The sequence below is a fragment of the Flavobacterium sp. HJSW_4 genome (assembly GCF_042436695.1).
Lineage (GTDB): Bacteria > Bacteroidota > Bacteroidia > Flavobacteriales > Flavobacteriaceae > Flavobacterium.
Genome location: NZ_JBHNPP010000010.1, coordinates 125,918 through 141,094 on the forward strand (window position 1 = coordinate 125,918; position 15,177 = coordinate 141,094).

The following is a 15,177-nucleotide window of genomic DNA, read 5'->3' on the forward strand; positions in this document are numbered from 1 at the left end:
AATAAATGAAGATAAAAAATAATAAAATCTTGTTTTGGTTATGTATTGTTTTTGCCTGTTGTTTTTGCAGGAAAGGATATGCACAGGATGTAGATTTGGAGACTTTTTATAAACCTAATTTTAAGGTAACGGGTAATATTAATGCCAATATGATGTATTATAATTCTAATATGGAAAATTCGCGTGAGCCATTCACGTATCTTTTTTCTGGGAGTTTGAACATCAGTGCTTTTAATTTTAGCGTTCCGTTATTTTATAGTTTTACTAATCAGGGAGAAAACTTAGGTTATACCGCTCCATTTGATTTTAATAGATTAAGCATTATGCCCAAATATAAATGGGTAAAAGCTTATATTGGGAATGTAAGCATGACATTTTCGCCGTACACATTAAGCGGTTATCCGTTTAAAGGTGTGGGATTAGAACTTACTCCAAACGGACCATTTAAAGTAGCCTTAATGGGCGGGCAATTGCTTAAAGCAGTTTCTGAAGAAAATGCTATGGGCGGAATTCCAGTATATCAGCGTTTTGGTTATGGAGCGAAAGTAGGTTTCGAGAAATCGCAGTATAAATTAGGTTGGATTGGCTTTTATGCAAAAGATGATGCGAACTCATTAAATATGGTTACTGATAAAGGAGTTACGCCAAAAGAAAACTTTGTAAACAGTTTGATTTTTAGCACTTCGGTTGTTAAGAACTTAAATTTAAATGTGGAGTATGCTTTGTCTGTGCTAACAGATGATACGAGAAGCGAAAGACTTTCTGGCGGAGGTTTTAGAGATAAAATATTTTCTAGTAAAGAAAGTACAAGTTATATGAATGCCTTCAATGTTAATTTCGATTATAATATTCAGAAAAGTACAGTCGGATTAACCTACGAACGTATTGACCCAAATTATAATACTCTTGGAGCTTTATATTTTAATAATGATTTAGAAAACATCGCATTGCGTTTTGCGAGACCTTTTTACCATGATAAAATTACGGTTTCAACCAGTTTAGGATTTCAAAAAGACGATTTGGATAAAGTTAAAAAGCAAGATACAAAACGTGTCGTTGGTTCTATTAACATGAATTATAGAGTAACAGATCAACTAAACATTACGGGTAGTTATTCTAATTTTTCTACTTATACAAATAAGAAATTAGATCAGTTTGAGCTTATAAATAATCCGAATGTGGTGCAGGCCGATACTTTAGATTATAGACAATTGTCTCAAAATGCCAATGTAAACATGTCTTATGCTTTCGGGAAAAAAAGAAATCAAAATTTAAATTTCAATTATAGTATTGCGGGGCAAGCTAATGAGCAAGGAGGCGTAATTAGGAAAGGTCAAGCGAGTATGGTTCAAAATTATAATTTGGCACATACGGTAAGTTTTCTTGCAACGAAAGTTTCTTTAAACAGTTCATTAAATTATACCAAAAACGAAGTAAGCAGAAACAATAATTCTTCTATGGGAGCTTCAGTTGGAGCTTCAAAAAAGCTATTCAAAGACAAGCTAAATACAAATCTTGGTTTTCTCTATAATAATTCGCAAGGAAATATGAATTCGAGTTCTGTATTTGGAGTTAAATTTAACAATAGCTATGTCATGTTTCAACGACATAATTTTGGTTTAAATGTTATTTCAATGTTTAGAAGCAGTACTAACACGAATAAATTTAACGATTTAACGGCTACTTTAAATTACACTTGTTCGCTTGATAAAATCAAATTGCCAGCGAAAAAAGAGCCTAAAAAAGAGAAAGAAACAGTTTCAAATCCTGTCCTGAAAATCAATCATAAAGACAAGACTTACGAAGGAACGACAGATGAGATTATAAAACAGCTTCAGGATATGCAGTCAGCGCTTCGTCCGATGCCTAAAGAAGATTCGGAAGAGTTGCAGCACCTGCTTACCCTTACAACTTTGACTCCTGACGATGACAGCTTCAAAGAAAAAGCTTTGAATTATTTAAAAGCGTATGATTTAAATAATGACATCTTAAACAAGTATGACAATTATATTCATGAAACGGTAAAAAGTTTAAGAGAAGAAATGACTCGTAAAGATGAAGGCTATGAGAATGATTATGTTATGGCTTTAGGAAGAGTTAATAAACATAAAATGCACGGTGTAGATGAAAAAGATGTGACAGATAGAGTGAGCTATAATTCTTATTTAAAACTCGTAGACCGAAAAAATAAAAAGTTGCAACCTCTATTAGTGCATCGATGGATGCTTAATGAGATTACGATACTTTCAAATACACCTGTAGATCAGATTCATGAAAATGAAAATCTTTCTGCTTTTAATAAAGAAGAACTGGGAGATTTCTTTAAAATGATGAAAGATAAAAAAACAGATGCAGCTGTAATTGAAGAAATAAAAATCAAATTAATTCCATTCTATCATGATTTAGCACTTAAAAATGTTAATGGTGAAGAGGTTGATTTTAAGTTTTTAAAGAATAATTAATAGTCAAAAAAAACTCTTTTACAGTTTAAAAGAGGGTAAAATATAAAAGAAGTCGGTATGCTTTATTTTTCAAAAAAACAGAATGATTTGCTTATGAAAAAAAATTACAAAATACATTTTGCGGCACTGCTTATTATGCTTTCAGTTGTCTTTTCTTATGGACAGGATATTGCGCCTCCAAAAGAATTAAGTGCAGCTTCGAGTTCGATCCAAAAGATTGAAGCCGCTGACCGTTGGGTAGATAAATTTTCGAATGAAGATTTGGTGGAGTTGCCAATTGGTATTAGAAAAACCATAAGTAATGTTCAGTATTCTATTGGAGTTACAAAAGCTACTTTTACGCCAGAGTACACCACTTTGACTGTTTTCTGTCGAGTAGATATTCCGCAGAAAGATAAAAACGGACAGCCGATGCAGCTTTTCTTTGGTGCAAATAATGTTAAATTATCGCATCAAGGAGGTATTATAGGCGAAGCGAAATTAGTATTGTTAGGCAATGTTGATATTCCTTTTAGCGACAATAAGTGGCAGGTATCTTTGTATGGAGGTTTTGATATGGCAACCGGTAATGTAAAAGATGACTTAACTTATGTTACAATTGACTGCGATGGTTTTAAAGAAATGAAAATTTCAGGAGCAGTTGAGTTTTCGAGAGATTTGATACTTCCAATTGATCCGACAACCAAAACGGTCGATGAGAAAAAAACAACAGTTCCTAAAACTTATTATAACGGAAAAACAGCTCAGATTCCTAATCGTGTTAGAGGTGAGTTTAATTTCTTGGCAGGTAGTTGGAATGATATTTTGGTTAATGTTACGCTGCAGCCTTTCGTTATGAAAGATAAGCGTAATGGAAAAGATTTTGAAGGTAATTTTCAGTTTCTAGTCAGTAATGCGGTTTTAGATTTAAGTGATTTAAGAAATAATCCTACTGTAGTTTTTCCAGAGTATTATACAAAAAATGCACTGTTAGTGCCTAGTCAAGAAGCATGGAAAGGTGTATTTATACAGACTTTTGATGTAGGTTTGCCAAAAGAATTTCAAACTACAGATACAGCTTCAAGTAAAGAAAGAATTCATGTAGGTGCCCAAAATCTTATTATTGATAAGTTTGGAGTTTCGGGAACTTTTTATGCAAATAATGTTTTTCCATTAGATCGTGGTATTACCAGTCAGGAAAAATCATGGGCATACTCTTTAGACCATATTGATGTAACGATTGCAGCCAATACTTTTATAAAAGCCAATTTAAGAGGTCAAATTCTTTTGCCAATTAGTAAAGTTGCGCAAGAGAAAAAAGAAAAACCAGTAACCACTGCGCCTGCGGCTTCTGCAAGTGCTACAAAACCTGAAAAAGCCCCAGAAACTAATAGAGCGGGATTGGAGTATAATGGTTTTATATCGATGCAAGAACAGCAGCTGGTCGTAGTTACAAAAGATTCAATCGCTTTTGATATATGGAAAGCAAGAGCATTGTTGCTGCCTAACAGTTCTATTGAATTGAAATTATTAAATGGGAAATTTTTGCCTAAAGCAAATTTGAACGGAACAGTTTCTTTTGGAACCAATAAAGGAGCGACAGATGACAGCGATGTAGAAGGGAAAAAGACAGTCGATTTTAAAGGAATTTCTTTTGAAAATCTGCAATTACAGACTGTTTCACCAATTATTTCAGTTCGAAATATGGGGTATAAAGGTATGGTCTCCTTTGGTAATTTCCCTGTTTCGATTGGTAATATAAATGTAGCTATTAATGGAGATGATTCTAGAATCGATTTTGATCTAGGAATCAATTTGATGGATGAAAATAGCGGAGCAGGAGCTACAGCACGAATTGGGATCTTAGGCAAAATGGTTGATGATGGGTATAGGCAGCGTAGCAGGTATAACGGATTGGATGTTTCGGCTATAAGCGTTAATTGTAAGTTCAGTGGACTTACAATTAACGGAAGTCTAATCCTCATGGAGAAAGATCCTGTATATGGTAACGGATTCAATGCAGATCTAGAAGTTGATGTTGCAGAGGTAGTTAATGTAAAGGCAAAAGCTATTTTTGGACGCACAACTTTTAGATACTGGTATTTTGATGCATCTGTAAAAATTCATGCCACACCTGCGCCTTTTATGATTAATGGTTTTGCGGGGGGCGCCTACTATAAAATGCGTCGAAATGAAGATGTAGCCATTAGTGAATTTTCTCCTTCAGGACTAAGTTATCGACCAGACGAAAAAATAAATTTAGGGGTTAAAGCTTTAATTTATTTTTATGTTGGCTCTGAGAAGGTTTGTAATGGTGAAGCTGGATTTGAAATAGCCTTTAACTCAAAAGGAGGAGTAAATAGGTTAGCAATTTTTGGCAAAGCAAAAGTCATGGCCGAAATTGAAGGATTGGGAGACATGGTTTCTTTAGTGCAAAAAGTTAAATCTAATCTGACTGCTAGGAAAAATCTTTTTAACATGAGCACAGGAGAAATGATAGGATCTTTTGTTAATACCTTTCTCCCGAAAGCTAAAGAAGCTATACCAGATCCTTTGACAGATGAAGTAGGAATAAAAATGGCATCTGCTATAGAATTTGATTTTCAAAATCATTCTATGCACGGTACAATGGATGTATATATCAATACGCCGGGTAATTTTCTTTCTGGAATTGGAGAAGGGGGAAGAGCAGGTTGGGGAGTCTTTCACAAAGATCCAAAAGATTGGTATATGTACATGGGAACACCCGATGATCGATGCGGAATTAAAATAGGCATAGCTGGTATGTTTTTAAAAACCACCAGTTATTTTATGGCGGGAACATTACTTCCGGGAAGTCCGCCGCCGCCAGCAAAAGTAGCAAATATTTTAGGTGTCGATTTAAAAGAACTTGACTATATGCGTGATGAGAACGCATTGGCAAACGGAGGAGGTTTGGCCTTTGGAGCAAGTTTAGATTTTGATACTGGAGATTTAAGTTTCTTGCTTTTTTACGCTCGTTTTCAAGCAGGAATGGGATTCGATATTATGCTTAAAGATTATCAAGAAGCAAGATGTTCTAATACAGGAAAAAAAGTAGGAATAAATGGCTGGTACGCTAATGGACAATCTTATGCTTACCTACAGGGAGAGCTTGGAATTAGAGTTAAATTGTCATTCTTAAAATTAAAAGTGCCAATTATTTCTGGTGGAGCTGCAGTTTTATTACAGGCCAAATTGCCAAATCCAGTTTGGATGAGAGGATATATGGCCGGAAATATGAATATATTGGGCGGATTAATAAAAGGAAAATTCAGGTTTAAATTTGAAATTGGCGAAGAATGTCAATTTGAAAATGGATCACCGCTTGGAGGAATTAAATTGATAACCGATGTAACTCCAAAACAAAGCTCGACCGATATAGATGTTTTTGCTGTGCCACAAGCCGCGTTTTCAATGAAAGTTAATGAAGCTTTTGTAGTTCCTGAAGACTCGGGCGATGTGACTTATAAAATAATATTAGAAAAGTTCAAAGTATTTGATGGAACAAAAGAAATTCCAGGAGTTTTTGAATGGGGTAGTTTGAAAGACAGAGTTAATTTTGTTTCGACAGATATTCTTCCTCCTCATAAAGAATTAAAAGTTCAAGTTGAGGTTAGTTTCCAAAAAATGGTCAATGGCGCATTTCAACCTGTAAAAGTAGACGGAAAAGTAGCTACAGAATACGAAGAAAGAATATTTACAACAGGAGGCGCACCAAACCATATTCCGCTTACTAATATTAAATATTCATATCCAATTGTAGATCAAAAGTATTTCCTTGAAGAAGAATATCCAAAAGGATATATTCAGCTTAAACGTGGTCAGGATTATCTGTTTGAAGATGCAAGTTGGGAGACTAGTATTAAGGTAGATCAAGATGGAAATTCGAACTCAAAGGCTATAGCATTTAATTATGATACGACTTCAAATGAAGTATATTATAACCTGCCAAATATCGATCAGGAGAAGAAATACAATTTATCAATCGTAAGTAATTTGAAACAGAATGGATCGAGAGACACAGCTTCAAGTACTAAAACAAATACGATTGATAATGAGGGTAACAATATACAAATAAAAGAAAATCAAGCAGATGCTTTATCAAAAGCAGAAGGAAGTATTGATCGTTTAAATTATTCATTCAATACAAGTAAATACAAGACTTTTGCTTCTAAGATGAATGCAATTAGTACTCAAAACTATAATTTTGGAGTTTTGTATTCAGATGTTATTTATTTGACCAATACAATTTCAAGTCAAGAAGCTTTTGATCTAGTTGAGCTTAGAGGGGTAACTTACAGTGATAATAAGCCTGTAATAATAGCAGAATCTAAATTAAACGACCAATATTATGGAACAGACATCTATCCTTATTTATACAAAGATTATCCTTTAAACGGTACTTTCTCTATAATAAATAGAGATACTAACGAATTAGGAGTTATTCCCGCAAAGGCAATCCCGTTAAATGCTTATTACATGACTAGTTTAGAAAACGATACTAATCAGCCTTGGATGAGAAGTAATTTTCCTTTCAAATACAATATGCCGTTACTTTACAAAGAGGATTGGGTAGATTTGAATAACCAAATAGTTAATTCACACGTTAATGGAGAACCAGGTGCTATGGCACTTGTTCAGAAATTTAATAGTAGTACTTTCCAATTCATGAGATACGGAAATTATGAAATAGTATTGAAGTATAATTTGCCGGGGAATAAGCAGGCAAATGAGTTTGTTTATAAGTATAGAAATAATAATAACTTTAGGTAATTTCTAGAAAGAACTATAAAAAATTTAAAAATCCGTTTGAGAATTCTCAAACGGGTTTTTAATTTTAATATAATCATCTTTCCTTAATACTCTGCTAGTTTTTTACTAATTTTCATAGCTCAGAATATAGTATTAAAATTTGTAGAAAAGATGTTTGAGGTTTACGTAAACAAACAAGACAACAATGTAATCAAAAGATTCATCATACCTAAAAATAAAGGGTATAATAGTTCTACATGGATTCTTATAACCATAAAAGGAAATAGAGAATTTCTTATGGAGAGATTTTTTGAAAAATTAGAATTCACGGAAGAATGGGAATTAAAAACAAATTATGCCTTTCCATCAGCACTTATGAATGAGTTTTTACGCTTAGATTTTGATGATGAAAATTTAAAGTAAACTTCTAATTCAAGTTGTTTTTTGAATTAATATAAGTAAAATAAAAAAGCAATGGTAAGAAATGATTTATTTGCGAAGCATATGGAGGTAGATTGTAGGTTTTGGAAAACAGATAAATTCTATGTTTTGCAAACAGACTATCATATAGAATTATTAGACAAAGGTTTCAAAAGATATGATGAGATAAATCTAAAAGATAAAGTATATAAAGAAGTTACTTTTGACGCTATTGAAAGTGCTGCAGATGTAAGCACTTTTTGTACATACAAAGGATTAAAGTTTTTTGTCGAAAATACTTCTAATAGAAAATATACTTTGCGTCCACTGGAAGAAGCAATGAGCTATTTTAAGGATTTTCCTAAACACGGTTATGACCCCATGTATGAGATTCAAGAGAATGAAATAGAAGAGATTTGGGAAGAACGAAAACCTATAGAAGAATTTATTTTTGATGCTGAACCAATTGTTTTCCTTAAGAAAAATAAGGTGTAAAAATTACTTCGCATACTCCAACAGAATATGTAAATCTAATTGAAAAGCAAGTAGAGATTTAGAAATTGAAATTCGATCACTTTAAAAATTTGCTCTTCAGTTGCCTTTTGCATAATTTTACATCCTATGTATGAAATATTCCAAAAGTATCTAGAAGATAAAACCGAACTGACTCAAGCAGAATCAGAACGTATTCAATCATTTGCTATTATTAAAAAGCTTAGAAAAAGACAATATCTGCTTCAAGAAGGAGATGTTTGGAAATACGATGCTTTTATCACGCAAGGCTGTGTTCGAACGTATACTGTTGATGACAAAGGAAGTGAACATGTAAACAGTTTCAGTATTGAAAACTGGTGGACAGGAGATCGCGAGAGTTTAATGATGCAACAACCTTCTCGTTTTAATATCGATGCTATCGAAGACACAGAATTGGTTCTTTTTACTCATGAGAACTTTGAATTACTGTGCAGAGAAATTCCAGCCTTTAATAATATGGTCAATGCTATTTTGCAAAGAAGTTTTATCGCCGCCCAAAACAGAATTCAGGCTTCGTTGACTTTAACAGCAGAAGAAAAGTATTTAAACTTCGTAAATAAATATCCAGGTTTTGCTTCCAGAATTCCGCAAACCATGATTGCCTCATACTTGGGCATGACACCAGAAACACTCAGCCGTATTCGAAAACAAACGGCAAAGAAATAAACAGATAAGGAGCTTTTAAAGCTCCTTTTTTTATGCCTTCTTCCAACTCTTGATCTATATCAAGTTTTTACTTATTTCTAATCAATGTGTACGTTTTGCATTCGTCGCAACTTTGTAATGTTCAAAAGAAACAAACATTATAAACATTTAAATATTAGAAATCATGTCAAAAACAATTTTTATTACAGGAACAAGTACAGGCTTTGGAAAATTAACAGCCGTAACATTAGCTAACGCAGGTCATTCAGTAATTGCAGGAATGCGCAACACAAATGATAAAAATGCCGCTGCTGCGAAAGAACTAGGAGCAATAGAAAACATTGAAGTAGTAGATATCGATGTTACAGATGACGCATCAGTTAGCAAAGCAATCGAAAAAGTAATCACTAAATACGGAAAAATTGATGTCCTAATCAATAACGCAGCAGTAAGCGGTTTTGGTCTTTTAGAAGGATATTCAATTGATCAGGTTCGTAAAATGTTCGATGTAAACGTTTATAGCGTACTTCGTATGTATCAAGCGGTTCTTCCTTCAATGAGAAAAGAAAGAAACGGACTCGTAATTAACATTACAACAGGAGCAAGCGGACATACACTTCCTTTTATGGTTCCGTATATCGCATCAAAATTGGTGGTAGAAAGTTTTACAGAAGGCTTACAAGACGAACTAGCAGATTACGGAATCGAAAACGTGAGCATTCAGCCAGGCGTTTATCCAACAGAAATGAACAACGGTTCTAAAGCCGGAATTCATGCCGATAAAACTGAAATTATCGAAGAATACGGGGAAGCAGCGACAGAAAAATTCAACGCTTTAGGAACTGCATTATTTGGTAAAATGGCGCAATTCGATATGAATCCGCAAACTATTGCTGATGGAATTCTAGAATTGGTAAGCATGAAAAAAGGGGAGAGACCACTTCGTTTTCCACTAGATGCTATTGCACAAGGGACTGACAAAGAATTTATTGAAGCTCGTGCTAATATTAAAGCAAAATGGGTAGCAGCTTATACTAATTAATTTATACTTAAAAACAATATCAATAAAAATAACAACATCATTAATAAATAAAATATCATGAAAACAACTCATAAAAAATCAAATAAAAAAGTACAAACTTCAGCAGCAGCAATGCTTAATTTACTAGTATTATTTTCTGCTTCAGAAAAAACAGTGGCGCAAACCAACGCAGGAATCGTCGGAATCGATCATGTTGGGATCAATGTTCCTGATCTTAATAAAGCCGTTACCTTTTTTGACGATGTTCTTGGATTCAAACCTGTTACTCAATTAGGGCCAATTCCGCTTGACGCTGATTGGAAAAAATTAAATAACATCAATCCAAATACTGGTGCTGTCACCATTAAAATGATCAATGCAGGAAATGGAGCAAGCATTGAAGTGTTTGAATATGCAGATAACAAAGGAAGCAAAACGCACCCAAATACAGATGATATCGGAGCTTCTCACATCGCTTTTTATGTAAACGATATTAATGCATCAGTGCAATATTTAAAAAGTAAAGGTGTAAAAATTTTAGGAGAACCTTTTACAATGCCTTCTGGTGATACAGCTGGAGAAACTTGGGTTTATTTTGAAACGCCTTGGGGTTCTAAAATGGAATTGGTTTCTTATCCAAATGGAAAAGGGTATGAAAAAACGAATCCCAAAACAATTTTATGGTCTCCGAAAAATGCTGCTGTGAAAAAAGTTTCTGAAGCTGATTTAGATGCTAAAAAAAATACAGCAATTGTCGAAAATCATCTTAAAATTTGGAATGAAAAAGATGAAGCAAAACGCAAAGTTTTATTGAATCAAGTTTACGCTTCTAATGTAGAAATGGTAGATCGTCATTTTATCGCTGAAGGAATTGATGATATCAGCAAGTTTATTGTAGAACTTCAAACTAAAAATCCTGAATTTAAATTCACTGCAAAATCTGTTGAAATCAATCATAATATTGCAAGATTGTATTGGCAATTTGGTTCAAAAGCAAAACCAGCTGTTGTAAGTGGTATGGATTTGTTTGTAATTGAAAATGGAAAAGTTCAGAAACTGTATGTTTTTGTAGATCAAAAAGAATAACTTTTGATTTGTTTTGAAAGTTTTAAAAAGCCAGACAATTAAGTTCTGGCTTTTTAAATTTCTACTAAACGATACTAAAATAGTTAAACTACCATGAAATCAGGTATTTTTTTTTGTGTTTGATGTCCGTAAATTTGTCGTCAATCAAAATAATTATGATGAAAGGTAACATTACAGATAGTTTTTTCTTAATAAGATTAGGATTTTTAAAAAGCGGAACGCCTAATTTGGTAAAGCAACTTTTTTATGTATTCATTTTGCTTCCATTTATGACATTCGGACAAAAAGCAATTGTCCCAGGAAGCAAGGATATCAATACAAAGTTTATTAAACCAGAAAAATCACTTTACACAGTCTATTATGTCAAAGGTTCGGAGTGGAAGAACATGGGATCATTGACGTATGATATAACTTTGGCTAATAATCAATTGACGTTAAATAATACTTTTACTCCAAAAGATAACGGAATACCTACCACACGTATTAGTACAGCAGACGCTCAAACCCTTAGAGCTATAAGTTATTCTGATGAAACTAAAAATGCAAAGTTAAATCTCAACTTTGCTGAAATCATTACGGGTAATTTCTATTCTAAGAAAACTAAAAAAGATAAAAAACTAAAGCTTCAGCCTAAGGTAGAATATTTTGACTTCAATTTGGCCGATCATATGATTGGAACATTGCCTTTGGATGTAGGTTACAAAGCTCGTTTTCCGCAATTCTACTATAATGATGAGTCAAATATACTAGTTGAATATTACACTATTAAAGAGGTAAAAAGTTATGTCTACAATTCTCCGAGAACAGGTAAGCACGAAACATGGCTTGTCACAGTTTTGGAAGAAAGTACCAACGCGACTTATAATTATGCTATTGACAAAAAAGATCATCGTTTATGGCAGCGCGAAATGTCTATGGCTAATGGAATGTGGGAAATTACAGTTAACGAAGAGCTAGATTATCAGCCTATTAAAAACAAATTTAATAAAGAAGAGGTTGCACAGCAAATTTCCAATGGTAATAGTGTAATAATTGGTACAGCCTATGCAAGATCAGACTCTGGTAAGAAATTGGGAGGTTTAGTGAATACTGCTAAGAAACAATTTGCACCAAGAGGCACAGAAATTACTCTTTTTCCAAGTTCAGCTTATTATGAAGAATGGGTAGAGGTCAACAAGAAAATTCGTAAACAGAAAAAAATGCCAGAAGTGCCTTTGAATACTGATTTTGGTTATGGTATAAAAAAAGCCAAGGTTTATGACGATCAAGGACATTTCGAATTTGTAGATCTTATGCCTGGCACTTATGTTGTTATGGTTAGTTTTGATTTTACCAACTCATATAATTATTCATATGTATCTGGATACACAAATTATTACAATTATTTTGGTTATCAAGGTTCTACAACAAATTATGGCACAGCGTCACAATCCTATAATGATAAAGCTAATATTGAGAAAAGGGTAACCATAGATAAAGATGGCGATAAAAAGGAAGTGAACTTAAAAGAAATGTAATTCAATTGCGAAAGTTCAAAAAAGGTTTAATTCATCAATTTTACAAAAAAGCAGCCACAAGGCTGCTTTTTTTATTCCAAATAGGCAATTGTTTCTATATGTTTTTGCTCTACGCTATTTATTATATTTCATAATTTTCTAGCATAAATTAGCGAAATATAAAAACTAAAAATTTGATTTTGTATTTTAAGTTGTTGATAATTAATGTTTTGTATATTTGGTATTGTAGTTGAAAAATCTATTTATTATATATCACTACGATTAATGTTGAATAACTTAATTACTAAACCAATGGAAAATAAAAAGCTTACTACCGCTACAGGAACTCCGGTTCCAGACAATCAAAACATTCAAACTGCTGGGCCTCGCGGACCTGTTTTACTGCAAGATTTTTGGTTTCTTGAAAAAATGGCGCATTTTGACCGCGAAGTAATTCCCGAGAGAAGGATGCATGCAAAAGGTTCTGGTGCATACGGAACTTTTACCGTAACTCATGATATTACCCAATATTCAAAAGCGGACTTGTTTTCTGAGATTGGTAAAAAAACAGAAATGTTTGTACGCTTTTCGACTGTTGCAGGAGAAAGAGGTGCTGCTGATGCTGAAAGAGATATTCGTGGTTTTGCCATGAAATTTTATACGAGTGAAGGTAATTGGGATCTGGTAGGAAATAATACGCCAGTATTCTTTTTCCGCGATCCGATGAAATTTCCTGACTTGAACCATGCGGTGAAACGCGATCCAAAAACTAATTTGAGAAGTGCCGATAACAATTGGGATTTTTGGACATTACTACCAGAAGCTTTACATCAGGTTACCATTGTAATGAGTGATAGAGGAATTCCAAGATCTTACAGAGAAATGCATGGTTTTGGAAGCCATACTTTTAGTTTTATAAATGCTCAAAACGAAAGACATTGGGTGAAATTCCATTTAGTTTCACAACAAGGAATTGAAAATCTTTCTGACGAAGAAGCAGCTAAATTAGTTGGAGGAGACAGAGAAAGCCATCAGAGAGATTTATTTAATGCTATTGAAGAAGGAAACTTCCCAAAATGGAAAATGTTTGTTCAAATCATGTCAGAAGAGCAGGCAAAAACCTATCGTTTCCATCCTTTTGATTTAACGAAAGTTTGGTTAAAAGGCGATTTTCCGTTAATTCCAGTTGGAGAATTTGAATTGAATAAAAACCCAGAGAACTATTTTGCAGAAGTAGAGCAAGCCGCTTTTAATCCAGCAAACGTAGTTCCAGGAATTGGTTTTTCTCCAGATAAAATGCTTCAAGGGCGTTTGTTTTCTTACGGAGACGCACAACGTTACCGTTTAGGGGTTAATAATTACCAGATTCCGGTAAATGCATCAAAATGCCCTTATAATAGCTTTCACAGAGATGGCGCAATGCGTGTAGACGGAAATTATGGCGGAAGAAAACATTACGAACCGAATAGTTTTGGCGAATGGCAAGAACAGCTAGAATTTAAAGAACCACCATTAACACTTAATGGAGATGCTTATGCATATAATTTCAGAGAAGATGATAGTGATTATTTTACGCAGCCTGGTTTACTTTTCCGTTTGCTTACAGAAGAGAAAAAACAGTTGCTCTTTAAAAATACTGCCCAACAAGTAGGAGGAGCTCAGAAATTTATTCAGATAAGACACATTCAAAATTGCTATAAAGCTGATCCAGCTTATGGAGAAGGCGTTGCGAAAGCTTTAGGAATAGAAATGAGCGAAGTGCTGTCATAAATAAATGATGTTTAAAAGCTGTAGAAAATAATTAAAACCAGAAAAATTTAATTATTGTAAAAACTGGACTATTAACTTGTTAATAGTCCTAAACTACTTTTGTACTGTAATTGCAATGTTTGTCAGGCAATAAAAAATGTATAATAATTAATTTTCATCGATGTCAAAATTTCATCTCAATACACAAGAATTAGTTCAAGGAGAATTTACTCCTAAAAAGCTAAATGTAGCGTTTGTATTTCAAGTTAATTGCCCTGGATGTTTTATATATGGTTTTCCTATTATGAACGATCTTTATCAAGCATTTAATGAAAAAGTTGGCTTTATTGGAGTAGCTACTGCTTTTGAAGATTTTGAATTTAATAATGAAGCAAACCTAAAAATTTTGTTGCATGATGGCACATTGGTTGGTGAAACCAAAAAGTACTATGCAGCAAAATATGGAACTTCTCAGTATTCAGAAATTCCCGATTTTCCAGTTGCTTTTGACTCTATGACAACTTCTGAGCAGTTTATCGGTTCAAATAAAATTGAATTAATTTGTGAAGCCATTCCAAATTTCACAAATTTTTCTGAGATTGAGAAAGAGATTTTAATAACAAAAGTAAAATCGTACTACTCTCAGATTCCTCTATTAGCAGAAACTTTTACCCTTAATCAATTGCAAGGCACTCCGTCATTTATTATTTTCGATAACAATCATAATATCTTGGCGGTTTATTTTGGACATCAAAGTGTAGATCTTTTAAAAACTAAGCTAGAAGATATACTAGCTATTTTTGCTTCAGATAATAACTAATGTAACCTAACTACATTCGAATACTTTTTACAACGGTACAAACATGGAATAAAACAAGCTCAGTTAATTTGACAAAATCATGTTAAAATTCTAATATTTATAAATTTGGAAAAGAAAAGTCAAGATTTGTGCTACTCAATTGTATTTCAACCCTGCTAAATTTGCAATTATAAAGGAACAATCCTCTAATAA

General features: G+C 33.3%; 10 protein-coding genes. All 10 read left to right on the forward strand.

Going from position 1 to position 15,177, the window contains the following annotated elements; genetic code table 11:
• Nucleotides 1-5: 5 nt before the first annotated feature.
• The 10 genes from ACE01P_RS11795 to ACE01P_RS11840 all read left to right on the forward strand — a co-directional run bounded on the left by ACE01P_RS11795 (nt 6) and on the right by ACE01P_RS11840 (nt 14,985).
• Complete coding sequence (locus ACE01P_RS11795; protein WP_379697835.1) at nt 6-2,462, forward strand: hypothetical protein; 2,457 nt, start codon at nt 6-8, stop codon at nt 2,460-2,462.
• 93 nt (nt 2,463-2,555) lie between these two features.
• Complete coding sequence (locus ACE01P_RS11800; RefSeq protein ID WP_379697837.1) at nt 2,556-7,235, forward strand: hypothetical protein; 4,680 nt, start codon at nt 2,556-2,558, stop codon at nt 7,233-7,235.
• Between the two features lie 150 nt (nt 7,236-7,385).
• Nucleotides 7,386-7,637 (forward strand): hypothetical protein, encoded by a 252-nt coding sequence (locus ACE01P_RS11805; RefSeq protein WP_379697840.1) that lies wholly within the window; start codon nt 7,386-7,388, stop codon nt 7,635-7,637.
• Nucleotides 7,638-7,688: 51 nt separating this feature from the next.
• Nucleotides 7,689-8,129, forward strand: coding sequence for a guanylate kinase (locus ACE01P_RS11810; RefSeq protein WP_379697843.1), 441 nt, complete (start codon nt 7,689-7,691; stop codon nt 8,127-8,129).
• A gap of 126 nt (nt 8,130-8,255) precedes the next feature.
• On the forward strand, nt 8,256-8,834 hold the full coding sequence (locus tag ACE01P_RS11815) for a Crp/Fnr family transcriptional regulator (RefSeq protein WP_379697845.1): 579 nt from the start codon (nt 8,256-8,258) through the stop codon (nt 8,832-8,834).
• 163 nt (nt 8,835-8,997) lie between these two features.
• A complete protein-coding gene (locus ACE01P_RS11820) occupies nt 8,998-9,855 on the forward strand; it encodes an SDR family oxidoreductase (RefSeq protein WP_379697847.1) in 858 nt (285 codons plus the stop codon).
• A gap of 57 nt (nt 9,856-9,912) precedes the next feature.
• On the forward strand, nt 9,913-10,920 hold the full coding sequence (locus tag ACE01P_RS11825) for a VOC family protein (RefSeq protein ID WP_379697849.1): 1,008 nt from the start codon (nt 9,913-9,915) through the stop codon (nt 10,918-10,920).
• A 155-nt stretch (nt 10,921-11,075) separates the two neighbouring features.
• Nucleotides 11,076-12,437, forward strand: a complete 1,362-nt coding sequence (locus ACE01P_RS11830; protein ID WP_379697851.1) for a hypothetical protein — start codon at nt 11,076-11,078, stop codon at nt 12,435-12,437.
• A 291-nt stretch (nt 12,438-12,728) separates the two neighbouring features.
• Nucleotides 12,729-14,186 carry a catalase gene (locus ACE01P_RS11835; RefSeq protein WP_379697853.1) on the forward strand — a complete coding sequence of 486 codons (1,458 nt, stop codon included), beginning with the start codon at nt 12,729-12,731 and terminating at the stop codon, nt 14,184-14,186.
• A 160-nt stretch (nt 14,187-14,346) separates the two neighbouring features.
• A complete protein-coding gene (locus ACE01P_RS11840) occupies nt 14,347-14,985 on the forward strand; it encodes a hypothetical protein (protein WP_379697856.1) in 639 nt (212 codons plus the stop codon).
• Nucleotides 14,986-15,177: the final 192 nt, after the last annotated feature.

Bases quoted from the DNA above. Each gene is read 5' to 3' on its own strand.
- ACE01P_RS11795 (WP_379697835.1), top strand. From the start codon at position 6: ATGAAGATAAAAAATAATAAAATCTTGTTTTGGTTATGTATTGTTTTT.
- ACE01P_RS11800 (WP_379697837.1), top strand. From the start codon at position 2,556: ATGAAAAAAAATTACAAAATACATTTTGCGGCACTGCTTATTATGCTT.
- ACE01P_RS11805 (WP_379697840.1), top strand. From the start codon at position 7,386: ATGTTTGAGGTTTACGTAAACAAACAAGACAACAATGTAATCAAAAGA.
- ACE01P_RS11810 (WP_379697843.1), top strand. From the start codon at position 7,689: ATGGTAAGAAATGATTTATTTGCGAAGCATATGGAGGTAGATTGTAGG.
- ACE01P_RS11815 (WP_379697845.1), top strand. From the start codon at position 8,256: ATGTATGAAATATTCCAAAAGTATCTAGAAGATAAAACCGAACTGACT.
- ACE01P_RS11820 (WP_379697847.1), top strand. From the start codon at position 8,998: ATGTCAAAAACAATTTTTATTACAGGAACAAGTACAGGCTTTGGAAAA.
- ACE01P_RS11825 (WP_379697849.1), top strand. From the start codon at position 9,913: ATGAAAACAACTCATAAAAAATCAAATAAAAAAGTACAAACTTCAGCA.
- ACE01P_RS11830 (WP_379697851.1), top strand. From the start codon at position 11,076: ATGATGAAAGGTAACATTACAGATAGTTTTTTCTTAATAAGATTAGGA.
- ACE01P_RS11835 (WP_379697853.1), top strand. From the start codon at position 12,729: ATGGAAAATAAAAAGCTTACTACCGCTACAGGAACTCCGGTTCCAGAC.
- ACE01P_RS11840 (WP_379697856.1), top strand. From the start codon at position 14,347: ATGTCAAAATTTCATCTCAATACACAAGAATTAGTTCAAGGAGAATTT.